The sequence below is a fragment of the Pseudofrankia coriaricola genome, assembly GCF_032027725.1.
GTDB lineage: Bacteria > Actinomycetota > Actinomycetes > Frankiales > Frankiaceae > Pseudofrankia.
Window position 1 is genome coordinate 12,866 of sequence record NZ_JASNFO010000097.1, and the last position, 21,524, is coordinate 34,389.

Annotated in this window: 17 protein-coding genes, 1 pseudogene and 1 riboswitch; of the genes and pseudogenes, 3 read left to right on the top strand and 15 right to left on the bottom strand. The window is 74.8% G+C overall.

What is annotated here, in order from left to right; genetic code table 11:
* Positions 1-51: 51 nt before the first annotated feature.
* Positions 52-1,209 carry a bifunctional glutamate N-acetyltransferase/amino-acid acetyltransferase ArgJ gene (argJ, locus tag QOZ89_RS38720; RefSeq protein ID WP_312629032.1) on the bottom strand — a complete coding sequence of 386 codons (1,158 nt, stop codon included), beginning with the start codon at positions 1,207-1,209 and terminating at the stop codon, positions 52-54.
* Positions 1,210-1,297: 88 nt separating this feature from the next.
* Positions 1,298-2,377 (bottom strand): N-acetyl-gamma-glutamyl-phosphate reductase, encoded by a 1,080-nt coding sequence (argC, locus tag QOZ89_RS38725; protein ID WP_312629034.1) that lies wholly within the window; start codon positions 2,375-2,377, stop codon positions 1,298-1,300.
* A 137-nt stretch (positions 2,378-2,514) separates the two neighbouring features.
* Here argC and QOZ89_RS38730 point away from each other — a divergent pair, with 137 nt between their 5' ends.
* The 3 genes from QOZ89_RS38730 to QOZ89_RS38740 all read left to right on the top strand — a co-directional run bounded on the left by QOZ89_RS38730 (position 2,515) and on the right by QOZ89_RS38740 (position 4,494).
* The gene (locus QOZ89_RS38730; RefSeq protein WP_071046795.1) at positions 2,515-3,363 is read left to right on the top strand and encodes an MbnB/TglH/ChrH family RiPP precursor modification enzyme; all 849 of its coding nucleotides are present in this window, start codon (positions 2,515-2,517) and stop codon (positions 3,361-3,363) included.
* On the top strand, positions 3,348-3,530 hold the full coding sequence (locus QOZ89_RS38735; protein ID WP_071046796.1) for a hypothetical protein: 183 nt from the start codon (positions 3,348-3,350) through the stop codon (positions 3,528-3,530). The genes QOZ89_RS38730 and QOZ89_RS38735 overlap by 16 nt, the downstream gene beginning before the upstream one ends.
* A gap of 391 nt (positions 3,531-3,921) precedes the next feature.
* Complete coding sequence (locus QOZ89_RS38740; protein WP_083418122.1) at positions 3,922-4,494, top strand: SCO6045 C-terminal-like domain-containing protein; 573 nt, start codon at positions 3,922-3,924, stop codon at positions 4,492-4,494.
* A 52-nt stretch (positions 4,495-4,546) separates the two neighbouring features.
* Here the strand turns inward: QOZ89_RS38740 and pheT are convergent, their stop codons facing one another.
* The 13 genes and pseudogenes from pheT to QOZ89_RS38805 all read right to left on the bottom strand — a co-directional run bounded on the left by pheT (position 4,547) and on the right by QOZ89_RS38805 (position 21,404).
* Positions 4,547-7,123 (bottom strand): phenylalanine--tRNA ligase subunit beta, encoded by a 2,577-nt coding sequence (gene pheT, locus QOZ89_RS38745; RefSeq protein WP_071046797.1) that lies wholly within the window; start codon positions 7,121-7,123, stop codon positions 4,547-4,549.
* A 4-nt stretch (positions 7,124-7,127) separates the two neighbouring features.
* Complete coding sequence (gene pheS, locus QOZ89_RS38750; RefSeq protein WP_071046803.1) at positions 7,128-8,222, bottom strand: phenylalanine--tRNA ligase subunit alpha; 1,095 nt, start codon at positions 8,220-8,222, stop codon at positions 7,128-7,130.
* A 408-nt stretch (positions 8,223-8,630) separates the two neighbouring features.
* Positions 8,631-9,803, bottom strand: a complete 1,173-nt coding sequence (locus tag QOZ89_RS38755; RefSeq protein ID WP_083418123.1) for a sensor histidine kinase — start codon at positions 9,801-9,803, stop codon at positions 8,631-8,633.
* Positions 9,800-10,804 (bottom strand): TrmH family RNA methyltransferase, encoded by a 1,005-nt coding sequence (locus QOZ89_RS38760; RefSeq protein WP_241841486.1) that lies wholly within the window; start codon positions 10,802-10,804, stop codon positions 9,800-9,802. Before QOZ89_RS38760 ends, QOZ89_RS38755 begins: the two co-directional genes overlap by 4 nt.
* A gap of 104 nt (positions 10,805-10,908) precedes the next feature.
* Complete coding sequence (rplT, locus tag QOZ89_RS38765; RefSeq protein ID WP_071046798.1) at positions 10,909-11,301, bottom strand: 50S ribosomal protein L20; 393 nt, start codon at positions 11,299-11,301, stop codon at positions 10,909-10,911.
* 315 nt (positions 11,302-11,616) lie between these two features.
* Entirely contained in the window at positions 11,617-11,811 is a 195-nt protein-coding gene (rpmI, locus tag QOZ89_RS38770) for a 50S ribosomal protein L35 (protein ID WP_071046799.1), read from the bottom strand.
* A 171-nt stretch (positions 11,812-11,982) separates the two neighbouring features.
* Positions 11,983-12,534 (bottom strand): translation initiation factor IF-3, encoded by a 552-nt coding sequence (infC, locus tag QOZ89_RS38775; protein ID WP_083418125.1) that lies wholly within the window; start codon positions 12,532-12,534, stop codon positions 11,983-11,985.
* 611 nt (positions 12,535-13,145) lie between these two features.
* Entirely contained in the window at positions 13,146-14,141 is a 996-nt protein-coding gene (locus tag QOZ89_RS38780) for an SseB family protein (protein ID WP_312629045.1), read from the bottom strand.
* Positions 14,142-14,292: 151 nt separating this feature from the next.
* Positions 14,293-17,127 (bottom strand): hypothetical protein, encoded by a 2,835-nt coding sequence (locus QOZ89_RS38785; RefSeq protein WP_312629046.1) that lies wholly within the window; start codon positions 17,125-17,127, stop codon positions 14,293-14,295.
* Positions 17,128-17,293: 166 nt separating this feature from the next.
* Positions 17,294-17,776, bottom strand: coding sequence for a 6,7-dimethyl-8-ribityllumazine synthase (gene ribH, locus QOZ89_RS38790; RefSeq protein ID WP_071046807.1), 483 nt, complete (start codon positions 17,774-17,776; stop codon positions 17,294-17,296).
* 464 nt (positions 17,777-18,240) lie between these two features.
* Positions 18,241-19,647: pseudogene (locus QOZ89_RS38795) on the bottom strand (bifunctional 3,4-dihydroxy-2-butanone-4-phosphate synthase/GTP cyclohydrolase II); the annotation flags it as partial.
* On the bottom strand, positions 19,644-20,450 hold the full coding sequence (locus QOZ89_RS38800; RefSeq protein ID WP_071046808.1) for a riboflavin synthase: 807 nt from the start codon (positions 20,448-20,450) through the stop codon (positions 19,644-19,646). The pseudogene QOZ89_RS38795 and the gene QOZ89_RS38800, both read right to left, overlap by 4 nt.
* A gap of 158 nt (positions 20,451-20,608) precedes the next feature.
* A riboswitch (FMN riboswitch) is annotated at positions 20,609-20,738 on the bottom strand.
* Between the two features lie 198 nt (positions 20,739-20,936).
* Complete coding sequence (locus tag QOZ89_RS38805) at positions 20,937-21,404, bottom strand: cytidine/deoxycytidylate deaminase family protein (RefSeq protein WP_071046809.1); 468 nt, start codon at positions 21,402-21,404, stop codon at positions 20,937-20,939.
* Positions 21,405-21,524: the final 120 nt, after the last annotated feature.

Here is a 21,524-nt window from a genome sequence, read left to right on the forward strand (position 1 = left end):
GCCGCGAAGCAATGTCGTGGCCGTAGGGCCGTGCACGGACGGAGCGAACCATCAAGTTGAGTAGGCCGAGTTCTCGTAGACGTAGCCGTCGGTCAGGTCGTTGGTCCAGATCGTCGCCTCGGCGCCGCCCGCGTGCAGGTCGGCGATGATGGCGATCTCCCGGCCGGAGAGGTCGACGAGGTCGCGTGACTCGCCGGGCGCGCCGGCCCGGCAGACCCAGACGCCGTTCATCGCGACGTCGAGCTCGTCGGGCTCGAAGGCGGCGCTGGTGGTGCCGATCGCGGCGAGCACCCGGCCCCAGTTGGCGTCCTTGCCGTAGAGGGCGCACTTGAGCAGGTTGTTGCGGGCGATGGCCCGGCCGACCTCGAGCGCGTCGTCCTCGGTCGCCGCGCCGGTCACGGTGATCGCGATGTCCTTCGTGGCGCCCTCGGCGTCGCCGATCATCTGCCTGCCGAGGTCCATGCAGACCTCGGTGACGAGGGCCGTGAGCTCCTCCTCGGGCAGCGTCACGCCGGACGCACCGGAGGCGAGCAGCAGAACGGTGTCGTTGGTGGACAGGCAGCCATCCGAGTCGATCCGCTGGAACGTCAGCCGAGTCGCCTCCGACACCGCGCGGCCGAGCGTCGCCACGTCGGCGACGGCGTCGGTGGTGACGACGACGAGCATCGTCGCCAGGGACGGAGCGAGCATCGCCGCGCCCTTGCCCATGCCACCCACTGTCACGGAGCCATCAGCCGATGTCCGGACCGCCTGCTTGCTGACGGTGTCGGTCGTCCGGATCGCCTCGGCCGCGGCCGGGCCGCCTTCGGCGGACAGGTGGGGAACGGCCCGTGTCACGCCGTTGAGGAGCAGATCCATCGGCAGCCGGACACCGATCAGGCCGGTCGAGCAGACCGCGACGTCGCCCGCGCCGATCCCGAGCGCCTTCGCGACGTGCTCGGCCGTGTGGTGGGTGTCGGCGAAACCGTCCGGCCCGGTGCAGGCGTTGGCGCCGCCCGAGTTGAGCACGACCGCGCGCAGCCGCCCGTCGGCCAGCGCCTGGCGGGTCCACTGGACAGGCGCGGCCTGCACCCGGTTGGTGGTGAACACGCCGGCCGCGGCGTCCGACGGCCCGTCGTTGACGACGAGCGCGACATCCGGACGCCCGGACGGCTTCAGACCAGCCGCGGCACCCGCGGCCCGGAAGCCCTTCGGGGCGGTGACGCTCACGGGCGTTCCTCATTTCTTCGAGAGCACGATCTCCGCGGGCGCGGGCGACGACGCCTCGCGCGGTGGGACGGCCGGGACGGCCGGGATGTCAGGGGGCGAGGCCGGTGACGGGCAGGCCCGTGGTCTCCGGCAGGCCGAGCATCAGGTTGGCGCACTGGATCGCCTGGCCGGCGGCGCCCTTTGTGAGGTTGTCGATCGCCGAGACGACGACCACCCGGCCGGCCTCCTCGTCGACCGTGGCCTGCAGGTGGACGGTGTTGCTGCCGAGCGTCGCGGAGGTACGGGGCCAGCGGCCCGCCGGCAGCACCTTCACGAACGGCTCGTCGGCGTAGAACGCGCGCAGGATCCCGGTCACGAGGTCCTCGTCGAACCCGAGGGCGACGGGCAGCGCGGGCGAGGCTGCCCGCTCGGACGGGCGGGCGGTGCAGGTCGCGAGGATGCCGCGCGGCATCGGGGCGAGCGTGGTGGTGAACGACATGCGGACCACGGCGCCCGGCCCGGGCGCGGCGGCGGCGACCCTGGTCAGCGTCTGGACGATCTCCGGCCGGTGCTGGTGACGGCCGACCTTGTAGGCGGTGACGTCACCCATGACCTCGGAGCCGAGCAGGTTCGCCTTGGGCGACCGGCCGGCGCCGGAGGTGCCGCTGGCCGCCACGGTGACCAGGTCGGACGGGTCGATGACGCCGGCGACGATCAGCGGGGCGTACGCCAACGCGACCGCCGTGGGATAGCAGCCGGGGGCCGCGACGCGACGGGCGGCGGCGATCTCGGCGCGGGCGCCGGGGATCTCCGGCAGTCCGTAGGTCCAGGTGCCGGCGTGCGTGCCGCCGTAGGCCTTCGCCCAGGCCGCCGGGTCGGCGAGGCGGAAGTCGGCGCCCAGGTCGACGACCTTGACGTCCTGGGGAATGGTCGCGGCGACGGCCGCGGACTGGCCGTGCGGCAGCGCGAGAAAGACGAGGTCCGCGCCGGCCGCGACGGCCGTCTCCGTGTCGACGAAGTCCCGGCCCGCCAGGTCCGGCAGGTGCGGGTGTATCTCGGCGATGTCCTGGCCCGCGTTGCTGTGCGCCGCGACCGCTCCGATCTCGATCTCCGGGTGCCCGAGCAGCAGGCGCAGAAGCTCGCCGCCGCCGTACCCGCTCCCGCCGATGATCGTCGCTGTCATGCCCATGGCCGCAATTCTATGCACGCATCCGTATGGACATCCAGCTTTTTTCGCGGCTCACCGCAACCGTGGGTGGGCTGACGGTCCGGTCGGGTCGCGGACAGGACGGCGCCGGCGGGTTTGGTCGCTGCGACGATCGAGTCATGACGGCACTGGCCGGATTCGGAGTGGGATGGCGGCCCGAGCTGGCCGCGGCCCTCACGGAGCGCGCCGACCTCGGGTTCGTCGAGGTGATCGCGGAGAACGTCCCGCTCGACCGGCGCGGACGGCCAACGCGGTCCGGATCCGCGCCGACAGACCTGGGCGTGCCCGTGGTGCCCCATGGAGTCGGGCTCTCCCTCGGCGGCGCCGAGCCACCCGCCCCGGCCCGCGTGCGCCGGCTCGCCGCCGTCGCCGAGGCCGTCGGCGCGCCCCTGGTCAGCGAGCATGTCGCGTTCGTCCGCGCGGACGGCCACGAGGCCGGGCATCTGCTGCCCATCCCGTACACCCGCGACGCACTGGACGTGCTGATCGCGAATGTCCGGATCGCGTGCGCCGAGCTGCCCGTGCCACTGGCGCTGGAGAACCCCGGCGCGCTGCTGCGCTGGCCGGACGACGAGCTCACGCCCGCCGACTTCCTCGCGGAGCTGGTCGAACGGACCGACGCGCTGCTGCTCGTCGACGTCGCCAACTTCCACGGCGACACGATCAACCACGGCCTCGACCCGGCCGCCACCTTCGACCGGCTCCCCTGGGAACGGGTCGCCTATCTGCACGTCGCCGGCGGCGTCACCCGTGAGGGCCGCTACCACGACACCCACCTGCACCCGGTCGGCCCGGAGCAGCTGGAGCTGCTGGCCGAGGCGGTCCGGCGGCTCCCGCCCGGACGGGCCGCCTACCTGCTCGAACGCGACGGTCACTACCCCCCGGTGGCCGAGTTCCACGCGGAATGTGAACGCGTCGTGACCGCCGCGGCCTACCCCGAAAGGCGGATGCCATGTCCGGCGCCATAGGGATCATCGGCCTGTTGGTCGCGTTCATCGCGGCGCAGGTGCTGCGTTCAACCGTCCTCGGCGGGCGGTCTCCGCGCGGCCGGCGCGGCTTCCTCGACGGGTCCGACGGGTCGGGCCCGAACGACGGCGGTCACGGCTGCGGCGGGGGCGGGTGTGGCGGCGACTGAGCCAGCCGGTCCCCCGATCGCGCGCGGCGCGGTGCCGGGCCGCGCGGCGGCGCAAGATCTCCCGATGGCCGAACCGCACGCGGAAGGCGACCGCGTCGTCGTGGCAGCGACCGACCCCGAGAGGCGGGTGTCATGATTGGCATGATCGAGATTCTGATCGTCATCGCCGTCCTGGCTGGGGGCGTGGCCGCCGTGCGGCTGCTGCGCGCCGCCGTGTACGGCCGGCGGTCGCCCCGCGGGCGGTGGCGCGGGGGATCATCCGGCGACTCCGGCGGCTGTGGCGACTCCGGCGGGGGCCATCACGGAGGCGGCCACAGCGGCGGAGGTCACGGCCACAGCTGCGGCGGCGGCCACAGCTGCGGCGGCGGGGGCGGGTGTGGCGGAGGCGGCTGTGGCGGCAGCTGAGCCGGGTGGCCGCCCTGCCGAGCCCGGCGCGGCCCGCGGTTCCACCTCGTCGTCACCTGCCGGCGCGCCGCCCGGTTCCGCCCCGGCGCCGACGGTCGACGAGGCGCGGGCTCGGCTCACGGCGCGGCAGGCCGACCTGCTCACGGCGCTGGTCGCCGGCGGCCAAGACCCGGTCGGCTTCGACCGGGGCACACTCGACGCGACCCGCCAGGCCCTGCTCGCCAAGCGCCGGGCCGGCGTCGCCCGGCGCTGGCCGGTCCTGGCGTCCGAGCGGGGATTCGCCGAGCTGTTCGACGTCTGGGCCGCCGCCCGGCCGCCCGCCGGCTCGTTCGACGACGGCCTGGCCTTCGCCCGGGCACACCCCGCGTTCCTGTCCACGGCCACCCGCGCCGAGCTGCTGTACGGCCGCGTCGGCGAACGCGGGCTCGCCGCGATCGTCGACCGATCCGAGGGCGGGGACGCCGACGGCGGGGGCACGCTGCTCGCGCTGCGCGCCCCCGGCCTTGGCACCCTCATCCTGCGGGCGCCCCACCGCCGCGCCCGCCGTTCGGGCGCGTAGGCGCGAGGCGCGCGAACACGAACACGGGTAACCGCGCGTCCGCTGGGCCCTTTCAGGCCCGAAGCGCCGCACCGGTGCGGCGGGTGGCCTCGGTAACGGCAGCGTCGCGGATGCCGTTGGCCTCCTCGGCGGTCAGCGTCCGGTCGGTGGCCCGCAGGCGCAGGCCGAATGCCAGCGAGCGCCGGCCGGCGCCGATCTGGGCGCCTTCGAAGACGTCGAACAGCGTCAACGACTCCAGCAGTTCCCCGGCCCCTTCCCGCAGCGCGGCGGTCACTTCCGTCACCGGGATGGCGGCCTCGACGACCAGCGCGACGTCACGGTCGGCGGGCGGGTACGGGGAGATGACGGGTGCCTCGACCGGGCCGCGCCGCAGCGCCGCCGCGAGCAGCTCATCGAGGCCCAGCTCGAAGGCCACCGTCCGTGGGGGCAGACCCGCGGCGCCGATCACCCGCGGGTGCAGCTCGCCGGCGTGCCCGACCAGCTCGCCGTCGGCCCACAGCGCCGCGCACCGGCCCGGGTGCCAGGGCGCATGCTCGTCGGCGGTGGCGGTCAGCTCGACGCCGACCGCGCGGGCGGCGGCGTGCGCCGCCTCGACGGCGTCGGCCCAGTCGGCCGGCCGGCCCTTGGCCAGCGCGCCTCCGCCCGCCGAGCCGGCCACGGCGTGCCCGGGCAGGACCGTGGCCGGCTCGCGCAGACCGGCGAAGACGCCGGCGACCCGGCGCGGCTGCTCGGGCAGCGCCGCGTTCAGCGCGGCGACCTCGTCGTCGGAAGGCCGCGTGAGCACCGACGGCGTCGGCACCGGCCGCGCCGGCTCGCGCAGCTCGCGGAACACCTGGCCGATCTCGAACAGGGCGATGTCCGGGTCGCCGCGGCCGATGTTGCGCGCGACCGCGTCGAACAGGCCCGGCAGCAGGGTGGTGCGCAGGTAAGCCGCGTCCTCGGCGATCGGGTTGGCGATCCGCACGGCCGCCCGCCGCCGGTCGTTGCCCGGCAGGCCGAGCAGGTCGGCGGCCCCAGCGCCGACGAACGGCAGCGTCATGACCTCGGTGAGGCCCTCATAGGCCAGCGCCCGGGCGACCGCCCTGACGTGGCGCTGCGACGGGGTGAGCCCGCGCCCTGCTGGGAGCCTGGGCAGGGTCACCGGGATCGTGTCGTAGCCCTCGAGCCTCATGACCTCCTCGACGAGGTCGGCCGGGCGGGTGAGGTCGGGCCGCCAGGACGGCGGGGTGACCAGCACGACACCCTCGTCGGCGCCGTCCTCCTCGAGGAGGCAGCCGACGTCGGTCAGCCGGCCGCGCACGCTCTCGTCCGAGTAGAGCCGGCCACCGAGACGGGTCGGCTCGGACAGCGGGAAGCGGATCGCCGAGGGCGCGCGCCGGTGGTCGACATCGGTGACGCCAGGCTCGGCCCGTCCGCCGGCGAGCTCGGTGAACAGCCGGATCGCCGCCTGGGCCGCGGCCGGGGGAAGCGCCGGGTCGACGCCGCGCTCGAAGCGCCGCGACGCCTCGGAGAACAGCCGGTGACGCCGCGCGCCACGGGCGACCACGATCGGGTCGAAGTGCGCCGCCTCCAGCACGATGTCGGTCGTCGACGGCGAGATCTCGGTGCTCGCGCCGCCCATGACGCCGGCGAGCGCGATCGGGCCCGAGTCGTCCGCGATGACCAGATCCTCGGGGTCGAGCACCCGGTCGACGCCGTCGAGGGTCAGCAGCCGCTCGCCGGCGCGTGCCCGGCGCACCACGATCGCGCCGGAGAGCTTGGCCCGGTCGAAGGCGTGCAACGGCTGGCCGAGGCCAAGCATGATCGCGTTCGTCACGTCGACGGCGGCGGAGATCGGCCGCATGCCCGACAGCGAGAGCCGCCGCGCCCAGGGCAGCGGGGTGGCGGCGGCCGGGTCCACTCCTGTGATCACCCGGGCGACATAGCGGTCGCAGGCCGCGGTGTCCTCCACCGTCACCGGGTAGCCGGCTCCCGCGTCGGTCACGCCGCCGGCGCCGGTGGAGTAGACGGCGCCGGTGGAGTAGACGGAGCCGTCGGCGTCGGCGAAGGACAGGCCGAAGGCGGTGGCCGCCTCCCTGGCAATACCGCGGATCGACAGAGCGTAGCCCCGGTCGGGGGTGATGGCGATGTCGAGCACGTCGTCGGCGAGGTCGAGCAGCTCGGCGACGTGCGCGCCCAGCGGGGCGTCGGGCGGGAGGACCATGATCCCGGCGTGGTCCTCGCCGATGCCGAGCTCGCTGGCCGAGCAGATCATGCCGTCGGAGACGTGCCCGTACGTCTTGCGGGCGGTGATCTCGAACCCGCCGGGCAGCACCGCCCCGGGCAGCGCGACCGCGACCCGGTCACCGACCGCGAAGTTGAACGCGCCGCAGATGATGCCGCGCACGCCCGCGTCCGGATCGGCCGCGGCCGATCCGGCGACGCGGACCTGGCACCAGCGGACGCTCTTCTTCTTGGCCGCGACCTCCTCGATCGCCAGCACCTCGCCGACGACGACGCCGGCGAGGCCCTGGCCGACGGCCTCGACACCCTCCACCTCGAAGCCGGCACGGATCAGCGCGTCGGCGACCGCGCCGGCCGGCGGCAGGCCGGGCACCTGCTCACGTAGCCAGGACATCAGGATCAGCATGGCCTCAGCCCTCGATTCCGAACGGGAGGCTGAACCGGACGTCGCCGTCGACGAAGTCCCGGATCTCCCGGACGCCGTGGCGCATCATCGCGGCCCGCTCCAGGCCCATGCCGAACGCGAAGCCGCTGTAACGGGTCGCGTCGATCCCGGCCGCGCGCAGCACATTCGGATCGACCATCCCGCAGCCGCCCGCCTCGATCCAGCCCTCGTCGGAGCAGACCCGGCAGGGCTGCCGAGCCGACTCGCCCCTGCAGTTGAAGCACTGCACGTCGAGCTCCGCGCTCGGCTCGGTGAACGGGAAGAACGACGGGCGCAGCCGGGTGGCCAGGCCCGTGCCGAACAGCTCGGCCGCGAACACCTCGAGCGTGCCGCGCAGGTCGGCCATCGTGATGCCCTCGTCGACCGCGAGGCACTCCAGCTGGCCGAACACAGGCGAGTGGGTCGCGTCGACGGTGTCGTTGCGGTAGGTGCGCCCGGGGGCGACGACGTAGACCGGCAGCGGGCGCGACAGCAGCGCGCGGATCTGCACCGGCGAGGTGTGCGTGCGCAGCAGCCGGCCGGAGCCCTCCGGCTCGACGTAGAGGGTGTCGTGCTCGCTGCGGGCCGGGTGGTCCGGGTCGAGGTTGAGCGCCTCGAAGTTGAACCAGTCGTGCTCGACCTCGGGACCCTCGGCTACCTCGTAGCCCATCACGACGAAGGTGTCGACGAGGCGCTCGGAGAGCACGGCGAGCGGGTGGCGGGCGCCGGCGTGGCGGCGGCGGGTCGGCATGGTCACGTCGACCCGCTCCTCGACCAGCACGCGCGCGTCGCGCTCGGCGGTGAGCTCGGCGAGGCGGGCCGTGTGCGCGTCGCGGACCGCGCCGAGCGCGTCGTTGAGCCGGCGGCCGGCGTCGGCGCGGTCCTCGCGCGGCAGCGAGCCGAGCTTCTGACGGGCGAGGACCAGCGCGGCCGAGCGGCCGTCGACGTGCGCGCCGCGCACGGCGGCGAGGTCCGTGAGATCAGCGGCGGCGGCGAGCGCGGCCAGTGCCTCGGCCACCGCCGCCTCAAGGCTGGCGGGGTCGAGCGGCCCGCCCGCGGCGGCGGGCTGCGGATCGGTCATCGTCTCGGTCATCTCATAGATTCCGGTATCAGCCTCTTGATCGGATGCATCGACTCGCTGGCAAGCAAATCATCCTTGTCTCGCACGTCGGTTCGGGCCGGGGCCGTCCCATGGCCAGAACCGGCACATCTTCCAGAGCCAGCAGGTCTTTCAGAGCCGGCCGTTTTCACTGAGCTGTCCAGCGGCCAGCAGCCTGAAGGCGCCAGATGCCAGCCCCGCGGCCGCCAGGTGCCAACCTAGACCCCCCATGGTCGAGCGAAGCTCGACATCGGGGGTCCGGGCGCAGGGGCCCCAAGGATCCGCGCCAGCGGATCCTTGGGGGAACGGGCCCCCGGAGCAATATCGCGGGCGAAGGGGAAGCTGCCCGAAGGGCAGCGAACAGACTGCACCGCCCCGTCTTCGCGGCGATCAGGTGAAGACGGGGGCCCCGGCGGGCAGGGCAAATCGGAACTCCGCGCCGCCGCTGGGCGCACGGCCGACCGTGATCGTGCCGCCGTGCGCCTCGATCAGCGCCTTGGCGATGTAGAGGCCCAGACCGGTGCCGTTGCCCCGGCTCGCTCCCCGCCAGAACTTGGTGAAGACGCGGGAGGCGTTGGCCTCCGGCACACCTTCGCCCTCGTCGGCCACGCTCACCTCGGCTCCCGTCTCCGCACCGCGCACAACGACCGTCACCGTACCTGCCCCGTGGCGCAGGGCATTGTCGACGAGGTTGTGCAGCACCTGCTCGATCTTGTCCGGGTCGATCCACATCTCCGGCAGCTCGCCGTCCTCGTGGACGACGAACCGGTCGGCCCCGGCGGTACCCGAGGCGATCTTGCCGGCGAGGACCCGGCGCAGGATGGCCTTCGGGTCGGCGATCTGCTTGCGCAGCTGGATGCGCCCGGCGTCGATCCGGGAGACGTCGAGCAGCTCGGTCAGCAGCCGGGTCACCCGGTCGGCGTCGGTGTTGACCGTGTTGAGCATGAGCTTCTTCTGCTCGTCGGTGAACCGCTCCCACTTGGCCAGCAGCGTCGCGGTGAACCCCTTCACGCTGGTCAGCGGGGAACGCAGCTCGTGGGCGACGGTGGCGACCAGGTCGGAGCGGTTGCGCTCGATCCGCTCCCGGCTCGCGGTGTCGCGCAGGCAGAGGGCGACCCGGACGAGCCGCCCGGCATCACGGGTGTAGCGGACCGTGACGTTGAAGTCGTGGTCATGCGCGGGGCCGGCGAAGGTGAGCCTCCGCTCCGGCTGGCCGGTCACCCTCGGCAGCCGGCGGCCGGGGTCGGACGCCTCCCACCAGTCGTTACCGCGTTCGTCGACCAGCGGTAGCACTTCGGTGACGTGACGCCCGGCGGCGGCGCGCTGGTCGATGTTCGTCAGGCCCGCGGCGACGGCGTTGAACACCATGACCACGCCGGCCGCGTCGGTGACCACCACCGCGTCGGGCAGGCCGTCGTAGGCCGCCGTGAGCGCGGGGGCGGGCCCCTCATCGGTGGCGGCGGACGCAGCGGCCGCGCCGGCCTGACCGGCGACATCGCCATTGGTCTCACCCGTGGCCTGCCCGCCCACGCGGGTGGGCGCCGACGTGACTGCATGGGTCACCGTCGTCCACCTCCCCCGGTGCCGTGAGTACCGGATCTGGCCATTCTGCGCGCCCGCGCGGACGCGTAAAGACACAGGGCCGTCGCGACCGCAAGATTCAACGACTCGGCCTGACCGTACACCGGTACCCGAAGCACCGCGTCCGCGGCGGTCAGGACTTCGGGTGGCAGGCCGTGCGCCTCGTTACCGAACAGCCATCCGGTCGGGCCGTCGAGCTCCCCGGCGTCGGCGGCGTCGTAAAGGTCGCGGGCGCCATAACCGGAGGTCGCGACCACGCGGCAGCCGGCGCCGCGCAGCCAGCCCAGGGCCGCGGCGAGGTCCGGCTCGACGACTACCGGCAGGTGGAAGAGGCTCCCGGCGCTGGCACGGACGCACTTGCCGCCGAACGGGTCCACGCCCTCGCCGGCGAAGACGACGGCGTCGGCGCCGGCGGCGTCCGCGGTGCGGATCACTGTCCCGGCGTTGCCCGGGTCGTTCGCGGCGACGCAGACGGCGACCAGGGCGGCGCGGGCTCGCATGCCAGGTTGTCCCGCGCCGTCGCCAGCCGGGCGACGCCCGGTGGTGCCAGGCGCGCCGATGGTGCCAGACGCGCGAGCTGTGCTGGCCGGGCTGGCGGTGCCGACGCCGGCCGGTGTGGCGGCCTCAGCGCCCGACAGGTCCGCGAGGCGGGTGCTGGGCAGCGTGGCGACGCCGACGAGGCCCTGCGGGGTGACCGTCTCGGACAGGGCCGCCGCGGCCGCGTCGGTCACGAGCCGAACCGGTAGTCCCTCGGCGGCGGCGCCGGCGACGAGCGTGCCGTGGCGGGCGCCGGCGGACTCGCCGACGAACAGCTCGACGAGCCGACCGGCGGCCAGAGCCGCCTCGACGGCCTGGAAACCCTCAGCGAGGAACAGTCCCTCGGCCCGGCGGGCCGAGGGACGTCGCAGCCTCCTGGCAGCGGCCACACTGGCCGCCCGCGGCCCCAGCGCCGCGGTGGCGCCACCGGGACGGCGGGTGTTCACCGAGCCCTTTCCATCGCCGCGACCACCCACCGCGTCTCGTCGGTCCGGTCCGGCTGGATGGAAAAGGCTCATTCCCTGCGGCACTCCGCGCGGCGGGCAGCCGCTCAGGCGGCCGATGGCTCCGCGGCGGCCTCCGCCACCGGCGGCACGGCGGCCCTGGCGACCTCGACCAGCGCCGCGAACGCCGTCGGGTCGTTGACCGCGAGATCGGCCAGGATCTTGCGGTCGACCTCGACGCCAGCGATCTTCAGCCCCTGCACGAAACGGTTGTAGGTCATGCCGTTCGCACGCGCGGCCGCGTTGATGCGGGTGATCCACAGCTGCCGGAAGTCACCCTTGCGGGCTCGGCGGTCCCGGTAGGCGTAGTTCATCGAGTGGAGCATCTGCTCCTTGGCCTTGCGGTACAGCCGGGACCGCTGGCCGCGGTAGCCGCTCGCCTGCTCGAGGGTCGTGCGGCGCTTCTTCTGGGCGTTGACCGCCCGCTTCACGCGTGCCATGAGGGCACTTTCTCCTAACGTTCTTGGTCGTCCGCCGCCGAGCTCCGAGGACGCAACCGCCCTGGGCAGGGCGGTGACCGTCCGCGGTCGACGGAGTGAGCCGCGATCCGGCCTCAGACCAGATCCGATCCTTCGAGAGTCGGGTCCGGTCCCGGTCCAGGCCGAGCGAAACTTGGCGGCGGGGGGTTCCGGGAAGCAGGATCCGCCGGGGCTCCAGCCGGATTCCGCTCACGGAATCCACGGGAGGCCGTTGCCCGGTGGACATTGCCTGGGAGGGCTACCCGGGAAAGCTGACCGAAGGGCCAGCGAACACGGTCAGCGAGCGAGCATGCGCGAGATACGACGGTTGTCCGCCGGGGCCAGCGTCACCTCGGGGTTGAGCCGCCGGGTCCGGCGGCTCGTCTTGTGCTCGAGGAGGTGCGCGCGGTTGGCCCGGCGACGCATGATCTTGCCTGACCCGGTGACGCGGAACCGCTTGGAGGCTCCGCTGTGCGGCTTCATCTTGGGCATGTTCTGTCCTGAGGTGGGTCGTTGGGAGACGGGCCGGTCACAGCCGGCCACACGGCGCGCGGGAGCGCGCCGCCCGTAGGCGACGTCGGGCCGGGGCAGGGCCGACGTCCAGGCAGCTCACCGCCCGACGACCGCCGCCGCGCGGCGTGACCATCGGGCGGTCATGACGTGTTAGACGGTTCCGGCCGGCTCTGGGGTGCGCAGCGTGCGGGCGCCCTTGTGCGGAGCCATGACCATCGTCATGTTCCGGCCGTCCTGCTTGGGCTGGGCCTCGACGTACCCCAGCTCGGCGACGTCGGTCGAGAGCCGCTGCAGCAGCCGGATACCGAGCTCCGGCCGCGACTGCTCCCGGCCGCGGAACATGATGGTGATCTTCACCTTGTCGCCGGCCTTGAGGAAGCGCACGACGTGACCCTTCTTGGTCTCGTAGTCGTGCGGGTCGATCTTCGGTCGGAGCTTCATCTCCTTGATGACCGTCTGGACCTGGTTCTTCCGAGCCTCGCGCCGTTTCTGGTCGGACTCGTACTTGAACTTCCCATAGTCCATCAGCTTGCAGACGGGCGGCCGGGCGGTCGGCGCGACCTCGACAAGGTCGAGATCGGCCTCCTGCGCCAGCCGCATGGCCTCCTGAATGGAGACGATGCCGATCTGCTCGCCCTCCGCGCCGACGAGGCGGACCTCAGGAACGCGGATGCGGTCGTTGATGCGTGACTCTGTGCTGATCTGGTTTCCTCCATGGCTCGACGCGCGGGCATGACCTCACCGCAGCGGAGCACCAAGCCCGGAAATCCCGGACTCCCGGCCGACATACTGCCCGGAGGGGACAGATCGACCGACCGGCGACCCGGCCACCTACATGGGCCGATCGGTGATCGGCCGGACCCGGCGGGTGCCGGGTGGTGGCTCGGGTGGAGGGCGAACCCCCGCTTGGCCCTGCCAAGCGCCGGAACGACCCTCGCGGGCCCGTCCTGGTGCCGCCCCGGTGAGGAGCGCAAGCGCGGCATGTGCGCTCGCTTAGCCCTACGCGCTCAGGTAACGACGCCTGGGCCGGTAACGACCGGGCTGACTGCACCCGTGCTACCGGACACCACGCTGGCGTCCCGTCCCGTAACGCACAGGAGCGATGCCCTATGCCGACCGTCGGCAGGCGGTCCGAGCCAGCGTAGCAGAACCTAGTGCAGTCGGTTTCGCTGCGCGCCGGCAGGCCGGCGGAGCTCTCGGCGTCGTTGCTGGTCAGGCCGGGTCAACCGGCTGGCGACCTCGAACAGTCGGTCTTACGTGGCCGCGGACACGCCGCCGCGAGGGCGCGGCGTCGAAGCCGGCCAGGCCGGGACCTATCGCCGCCGCCATCGGCGCGGTGTGATCCCCCGGCCGAGGCCGCGGCGCAGCGCGGCGGCGTCCAGGGGGCCGACAAACACGACGGCGGGGGCGCTCTCACCCGGGCCGGCGGCAGCGGCGCGCAACCGGACCGCGATCTCGTCGAGCCGCGCCTCACCCGCGGGGCTGTCCCCGGCCGCCGCGAGCGCGATCACCTCACCGGCCGCGCCGGTGCCGGTGCCGGTGACGAGCTCAGCCTGCCAGAGCCGCGCGCCCGTGGCGAGCCCGGCGGCGGCGAGCGCATCCAGCTCGGCCGCCACCCGCCGCGCACGGGAGGCATCCCACGGTCGTGCCGGCGGGCGCAGCCCCGCTGACGCGCCGTCCCCGCCCGCCGGCGGCGGCGTCGGCGGCGGCGGCTCGTCGCCGCCTTCGACGGGCCCGGACGGGACGCTCGGCGAGGCCGCGAAACCGGCCGGGCCACCGGCGCCCTGCTTCCCGCCAGCGGCGTCGGAGGCGCCGGGGGCGCCCGCCAGCGCGCTGACGTCGAGGGTGGCGGTCACGGGCCCGGCGACGTCGACGACGACGGTCCCGTGGCCCAGCCGGGCCGCCTCGGCGCAGGCGTCCGCCGCCGGCACGGGCACCGGGCGCGCGGCCGACCGCCAGGCGGACAGCGCCGCCACGCTGCTGAAGACCGGCAACGCCGTCGCGCCCGACGGCATCCGCAGGGTCGCGAGCACCATCTCCGATGCCTTCTCGGAGAAATGGGGCCCGTGCCTGGGGGGCCCGGCATGGCCCCCGGCGTCCTGGCGCCCAGGGTCAGGCTCCGTGGTCGCCACGGCGGCCACCTCGTCGGCAGGCTCCAGCAGCCGGGACTCGACGCCGACGAAGACCCGGGCGCCGGTCAGCGCCGCGGCCACGGCACCCGCGTCTCCGGACTCCAGGGCCGCCCGCAGCCGCGGGTCCGCCTCGCCGCCGTCGCCCTGCCCCGGCGGGGTCAACAGGTCCACTGCCACCGGCCAACCCTACGGGGCCCCTGCCGGGCCGGGCACGTCCATCGGGCATCGCCACCAGGCCCCTCGCCCCTGGGCTGGCCGGCCAGCCCAGGGGCCGCCTTGGGTGACGGGCCGGCCTGGCGGTGACGAGTCGAGGCGCGGGGGATGCCGGCTATCCGTGTGGGCCGACGGCCGGGACGCCTTGGCCCGACCGGAGGGCGCGGGAACGTGGGACGGTGGAGTCCTCGCCCGGGTCTCCGGACCCGCGGCGGCCCGCCACCGCGGGTCGGCGCGGCGCGACGGCGCCGCGCTCCTCCCAGGGAACCTCGCGGCCGCCCTCCCAGCCGACCTCCCGGGCCGCCTGGGCGGATCCGGGCGTGGCCCCGGGCGCCAGTGGAGCTTCGTCGACCACGGCCGCGAGCGCCTCGAACGCGACCTGGGTGCGCGGGCGCAGCCGGTCCCACCGCATCGGCGCGCCGTCGGCGAGCGACGGGTCGAACGGGATGGTCAGCACGGCGTGCACCGGCTCGGCCAGCTCTGGCTGCTCCGGCGGCGCCTGCCGGCGCAGGCCGCGGCCAGGCGGCGGGGCCGTCTCGACGTACACGGCGACCGCCCCGACCGGCAGGTCGGCCCTGGCCGCCGCCAGAGCGGTCAGCGCGTCCTGGGCACAGCCCGCCTCCGTGAAACCGGCCTTGGCGGTGAGCACCACGGTGTCCGCGCGGGCCAGGAGAACCGCCGGCACCGGCTGCGTCCAGCCGGGCGGCCCATCGACGACGACGGCCGGGAAGAGCCGCTCGAGCAGGTCGACGGCCCAGGCGGCCTCCGCGGGGGTCAACCCGGGTCCAGTCAGGTTACGCAGCCCTGGCAGCACCTCCAGCCCGGACGGCCGTACAGTGCCCAGGAAGCGGCGCGCCTCGGCCAGCGAGGCGACCGGCGGGTCCGCGAGCGCGAGCTCGCGCAGGCCCACCCCGCGCCCCGGCACACCGGCCCGGTCGGCCAACGGGCCGCCCTGGTCGGGGCAGGCATCGACCGCGACGACCCGGCCACCCCGGCGGGCGGCGAGCGCGATCCCCAGCCCCGTGGCCACAGTGGTACGCCCGCTGCCGCCGCCGAACCCGCCGACGAGCACCCGCCGACCGCCCAGCCGAGTGGCCGGCACCGGTGCGAGAACCCCGCGCCCGGCCAGCTCCATCCCCCGCCACCATGCCGCCGCGAACGCCTCCGGAGACGCGAGCGAAGCGGGCGACCGCGGCTCCCGCGCCCGGGCCGTGACGAACGGGCCGGGCCCACCGAACCCGTCGTCCTCGAAGACCTGGTAGGCGGCCGGCACCGGCGGCGCGGGCACCGGCCGGGGCGCGGGCGGCGGGGTGTACACCACCGGCACTGGCGGGCTCGTGGGGCCGGCGGCCTCGCCCGGCGGCGGGAACGGCGGCCGGGGCGGCGCCTCGCCATAGCCGAACCAGGCCCGCGCCGAGGCGGCACCGGCCTCGGCCTCCGTCGCGGCAGTGGGGAGGGCCCACTCATCGGTGGTGTCGACGCCGTACGTGCCATGCGTGCCAGCGACGGCTCCGGCACCACCGCCGTCTCCGACGGCGGGCACGTCGACGCCGGCGGGTTCGAGCCAGCCGGCGTACCCCGCCTGGTCGCGGACCTCCCAGCCGGCCTCCTCACGGATCGCCGGCCTCCCGGCGGGCCCCCCAGCAGACCTCCCGGATTGCCGACCTCCCAGATCACGACCTCCCGGATCGCTGACCTCCCGGATCGGCTCCCAGACCTCCCCGATCGGCTTCGCCAATCGGGCAGGGACCCCGGATCCGGCAGGGACCCCGGATCCGGCGGGAATCCCAGGGCCCAGCGGGCCGACGGCCTCCGCGGGTTCCTCGCAGCCCGCCGGCTCACCTGCGCGCGGCCGATCGGCCACGCCAGAGGGGCGAGCGGCGTCCGGCGGGTCCGTGACGCCCGCGAGGGCGGCGGGCGGGCGGGCGAGGCCGGACTGCCCGGTTTCGCCGGGCGGTCCACCAGCGCTGAGCCACTCGGCGACACCGAGCGGGTCGGCGGCGCTGGGCAGCCCGGCATCGGGCAGTTCGGCGGCATCGGGCAGTTCGGCGGCATCGGGCAGTTCGGCGGCATCGGGCAGTTCGGCGGCATCGGGCAGTGCCGCGGCGCTGGACAGTTCCGCGACGCTGCCTGGCTCGGCGGTACCGGGGGCGTCCATGGCCGCCGTGGGTGTGTTGGAAGGGTCGGCGCCGCTCGGCGGCGCGGCCAGGGCCGCGGCCTCGCGAGCGCCCGCCGCGTCCCCATCGCCGCCGAACGTGACCGGGCTCGCCGCCGACGACGAGGGCGACTCGGGCGTCTCGGCCGGCAAGGACGACGGCGCCGGGTCCCACCACGGGCCTCGGGGCGCGGCGACGGGAGCTGGGATCAGGCCGACGTCGGGCACCCAGCCTGCGCCCGGCGAGTCCCCGGGCGCCCGTTCCGCTCGCCGAGCCGGTGCGGAGGAGTTTCCGGTGTCGGCCGGCTCGGCTCGCGGAGCCGGCACGCCGGACGGCCCCGGCTCGGCCGGTCGGGACGGCGCCCTCGACGGCGCGCGCGCGGTATGTGGGGATGACCCGGCCGCCGAGGCCCGTCCGGCCGCCGGGATCGGGCGGCGGGGGGACGTCGGGTCCGTCGCGGGCGCGGCACCCGCGCGCGGGTCCTGCTCGGTCGGCTCCCGGCCTGGGGCCGTCCGCGGCTCCCGGGACGCGCCAGCCTGGTCGACGGGCACGGCGGCCAGGCGCGGGCCGGAGCCGTCCGTGCGCGGGGCGGCCGTCCTGCCACGCGACGACGACCGGCGCACGACCGCCCGCTCCCCCGAGCCGTTCGAGAGCCGCAGGCCGAGCAGCGAGACCGGGCGCGCGTCGCCGCCGCCGGAGGTCGGCCCCGTGGCCGTCACCTCGTCAACGCCCGTCTCGTCCCCGCCCTGCTCCGGCACCTCGTCGTCGCCACCCGCCACTGGCGCTACCCGCACGTCACCGTCACCCGCCCTGCCTCTCCTCGCCGACATCCGCGACCGGTCAACTATCGCCGTTGACCCAACACCGACGTCGCACCGCAAGGACCCCGATACTCCGAGACAACACGGTCTCTCGTGATCCCCCATCCGACAAGACCGGATGAAGGGGACGTGTACCGCTTTAGGCCAGCGGCTGCAGCTCGGTGAGCACGACGGCCGCCTCCAGCGCGGCGAGCGCCGCTTCGCGGCCCTTGTCCTCCGCCGACCCGTCCAGCCCGGCCCGGTCCCGCGCCTGCTCGACCGTGTCGCAGGTGAGCACGCCGAAACCGACGGGCACCCCGTTGTCCAGCGTCACCCGTAGCAGTCCCTCGGTGACGAACTTGCAGACGTAGTCGAAGTGCGGGGTGCCGCCGCGGATGACCACCCCGAGCGCCACGACGGCGTCGTGATGTGCCGCCAGCCGGTCCGCGACGACGGGGAGCTCCACCGCGCCCGCGACCCGGACCACGGTCGGCTCGACGGCGAGCTTCACGTCCAGGCAGGCACGCAGCGCGCCATCGAGCAGCGCGTCGGTGATGTCGCTGTGCCACCGGGTGGCGACGATCCCGAGCCGTACCTCGGACGCCACCGGCAGCACCTCCTCGGGCGCTCCGATCCCGCTCACCGACGATCCCCTCCCTGGCAGGCCTCGGCCACCCTGCGGTGGCCGGAGCGCCGGCCGTGTCCTCGCCCGTTGACGCTACCGTTCGTGCCGGAACCGGTCGTATCAGTAGTCGTACCGGCAGTTGTCGTGTCAGTGGTTGTCATGTCAGTGGTCGTCGCATCAGCGGTCGACGGGGCGGCGCCCGACGGGGCGCCGTTCGCGTGCCGGGCGGTGTCAGTGACGCCGTCGCCGGTGCTGCCCGCCACACCGGCGAGGTCCGCCCCCGTGGCATCGGCCTCGCCGGTGTGGCGGGCGTCGAGGGCGTCGGCGGCCGGGGTTCCTGCCGGATCGGCGACAGGGTCCCTGCCGGATCCGGGGTCCCTGCCCGATTGGCGAAGCCGATCGGGGAGGTCTGGGAGCCGATCTGGGAGGTTAGCGATCTGGGAGGTCTGCTGGGAGGTCCGGAAGACGATCTGGGAGGTCCGGGCGACGGCGTCGGCCACCACCTGCGCGACCACCGCCGACGGCACAGCGGGCACCGCGGTGGCGACCGCGTCCGCCACCGCGCCCGCGACCAATTCGGGCAGCTCGGGCAGGCCCGGGATGTCGTGGCCCATCCGGTCCCGCTTGGTGGTCAGGTAGCGCAGGTTCTCCGGGGTGTGCGCGACCGGCAGCGCCACCCGCTCCACGATGGTCAGGCCGTAGCCCTCCAGACCCGCGCGCTTGGCCGGGTTGTTCGTCAGCAGCCGCAGGCCGCGCACGCCGAGGTCGACGAGGATCTGCGCGCCGGTGCCGTAGTCGCGGGCGTCGGCCGGCAGCCCCAGCGCCAGGTTCGCGTCGACGGTGTCGTGCCCGCTGTCCTGCAGCTGGTAGGCGGCGAGCTTGTGCATCAGGCCGATGCCGCGGCCCTCGTGGCCTCGCATGTAGAGCACGACGCCGCGGCCCTCGGCGGCGACCATGCCCAGCGCCGCGTCGAGCTGGGTGCCGCAGTCGCAGCGCAGCGAGCCGAAGACGTCCCCGGTGAGGCACTCGCTGTGGACGCGGACCAGCAGGTTCTCCCCGTCGTCGATGTCGCCGCGGACGAGCGCGATGTGCTCGACACCGTCGAGGGTGCCCCGGTAGCCGACCGCACGGAACGCGCCGTACTTCGTCGGCAGCTTCGCCTCGGCGACCCGCACCACCTGCTTCTCGGTCCGCCGCCGGTAGGCGATCAGGTCCGCTATCGAGATCAGCACCAGCCCATGTTCCCGCGCGAAGGCGACGAGTTCGGGCAGCCGGGCCATCGTGCCGTCGTCGTTGACGATCTCGCAGATCGCGCCGGCGGGGCGCAGCCCGGCCAGGCGCGCGAGGTCGACCGCCGCCTCGGTGTGGCCCGGCCGGCGCAGCACGCCGCCGTCGCGGGCGCGCAGCGGGAAGATGTGGCCCGGCCGGGACAGGTCGGCGCCGGTGGTCACCGGGTCGGCGAGCAGGCGCAGGGTGTGCGCCCGGTCCGCGGCGGAGATGCCGGTGCTGACCCCTTCGCGCGCGTCGACCGTGATGGTGAACGCCGTGCCCATCCGCTCGGTGTTGAGCGGCACCATCTGGTCGAGGCCGAGCCGGTCGGTGTCGCGCGCGGCCAGCGGGGCGCAGATCACCCCGGAGGTGTACCGGACCATGAAGGCGACCAGCTCCGGCGTCGCCTTCTCGGCCGCGAAGATCAGGTCGCCCTCGTTCTCGCGGTCCGCGTCGTCGACCACCACGACGGAGCGGCCGGCGGCGATCGCGGCCAGCGCCTCCTCGACCGTGCCGAACGCCGCGGTCAGCGCATCGTCGGACGCCGCCGCGCTCGCCGGCGCCCCCGCGCTCGCCGGCGCCGCCGTGCCCAGGGCCGTGCTCGTCGGTGCCGCGCTCATCGGCCCGCTCCCTTTCCCTCGAGGACGACCGGTCCCGCGGGTGGCACCGGGAACGGCGGCGCCGGCTCCAACCGGCCCACAACGCCGGGGAGCTGCCCGGGACCCGCGCCGCGGCCGGCCGCCAGGTGGCCCAGGGCGGGAGCGGCGAGCTTCTCGACGTACTTCGCCACGACATCGACCTCCAGGTTCACCGCCGCGCCGGCCTGGCGGGACCCCAGCGTCGTCTCGGCGAGCGTCGTCGGGATCAGGCTCACGGTGAACGTCGCCGGCTCGCCGCCGCCGGGCGAGCTGTCGCCGGACGAGCTGTCGCCGGCGGCGGGCGTCACCTCGACGACGGTCAGGCTCACCCCGTCGACGGCGATCGAGCCCTTCTCGACGAGGAAGCGGTCCAGCCCGGCGGGAAGCGCGATCCGGACGACCTCCCAGTGCTCGTCAGGAGCCCGGTCGACGATGGTGCCGACGCCGTCCACGTGGCCCTGGACGAGGTGACCGCCGAGCCGGTCGGCGAGGCGCACCGGCCGTTCCAGGTTGACCCGGTCGCCGGTGGCGAGCCCGCCGAGCGCCGAGCGGCGCAGCGTCTCGAGCATCACGTCGGCGGTGAACACCCGGGTACCCGTGCGCGGGTCGACCTCGCCGGCGGGTGTGAACGAGGTGACGGTGAGGCAGACGCCGTTGACGGCGATCGATGCGCCGTGGCGCACGTCCTCGAGTACTGCCGAACAGCCGATGGCCAGCTCGGCGGCGGCCGCGTGCTCCGTGACCGCGGCGACGATGCCGAGCTCCTCGACGATGCCGGTGAACATCCGACCTGCGTCCTTCCCGTCCGGCGCCCTGGCCGGGGGAACGGACGACGGTCACGCGGGTCGATGACCGGCGCGGCCGGCCGCACGGCCGGACACGCCGACGCCACGGACACGGCGGGGCGCCCGCGGGCGGATCCGCCTGTGCCCAGGCACGGCCCGCGCGCTGCCTCCCATCCGGACTTTCACCGTCGGTCCCGGAATTTCACCGGGTCCACCGCCCACTGGCTGTGGGACGGGTCGCGGACTGTCACCGCCGGCTCGGAGTTTCACCGACCCCGGAGCGCGCGTGCTGCTGATGTTCCCTCTGGGTGTCACCCCATGAGGGATCCTGGTAGTTACCTACGGACGAGTCTGGCACACAACCCGGGCCAACGTCGCAGCCCGCGTGGCCCGAAACGCACATTTTTGGGAGCTTTTGGGACGCCCGCCAGTCCCGCGGTGGCCCACGTCACCGACGCGGGCCGTACCGGGACACGCCGGCACCCTTCACGACGGCCGCAGCAGGTGGGCGTTGGCCGCGCGGACACCGGCTGCGAGATCGGGACGCTCGACGACGGTGACGCCGGCGGCGGCGAGCAGCTCGGCTCCCTGGCAGTCGACGAACAGGGCCGGCTCCCGCCAGGCGAAGACGACGCGGCCGATCCCGGCCGCGAGGATCAGTTCGGTACAGGTCCGCGGGCGCGACGCCCGGGCGCTGCACGGCTCCAGCGAGCTGTAGATCGTCGCGCCGGCCAGGCGCGGGTCCCTCGCCGAGAAGACCCGAAGAGCGGCCTCCTCGGCGTGGTCACGCGGGTCGGTGGCCCGCGACCAGCCCTCGGCGAGCACGGTCTCGCCGTCGACGCCGACGATCACCGCGCCGACCGAGAACGCCGTCGTCGACGGCGGGCAGCGCCGGCCGAGCTCCACCGCGTGCGCGAGCCACCGCCCGTCGGCATCCTCAGCCTCAGCTGTCACCTGTGCCTCCCCACCGCGTCGCTCCCAGGAAACACCCGTCGTGCGGCCAGGTCCCGGCGGGAAGCGGGGGTTCCCCCCCCCGGGCCGGGGAGGGGGCGGGCGGCCGGCCCCCCCCCGGGG

Bases quoted from the DNA above. Each gene is read 5' to 3' on its own strand.
- argC (WP_312629034.1), bottom strand. From the start codon at position 2,377: ATGGGCATGACAGCGACGATCATCGGCGGGAGCGGGTACGGCGGCGGC.
- QOZ89_RS38730 (WP_071046795.1), top strand. From the start codon at position 2,515: ATGACGGCACTGGCCGGATTCGGAGTGGGATGGCGGCCCGAGCTGGCC.
- QOZ89_RS38735 (WP_071046796.1), top strand. From the start codon at position 3,348: ATGTCCGGCGCCATAGGGATCATCGGCCTGTTGGTCGCGTTCATCGCG.
- pheT (WP_071046797.1), bottom strand. From the start codon at position 7,123: ATGCTGATCCTGATGTCCTGGCTACGTGAGCAGGTGCCCGGCCTGCCG.
- pheS (WP_071046803.1), bottom strand. From the start codon at position 8,222: ATGACCGATCCGCAGCCCGCCGCCGCGGGCGGGCCGCTCGACCCCGCC.
- rplT (WP_071046798.1), bottom strand. From the start codon at position 11,301: ATGGCACGCGTGAAGCGGGCGGTCAACGCCCAGAAGAAGCGCCGCACG.
- rpmI (WP_071046799.1), bottom strand. From the start codon at position 11,811: ATGCCCAAGATGAAGCCGCACAGCGGAGCCTCCAAGCGGTTCCGCGTC.
- QOZ89_RS38800 (WP_071046808.1), bottom strand. From the start codon at position 20,450: ATGTTCACCGGCATCGTCGAGGAGCTCGGCATCGTCGCCGCGGTCACG.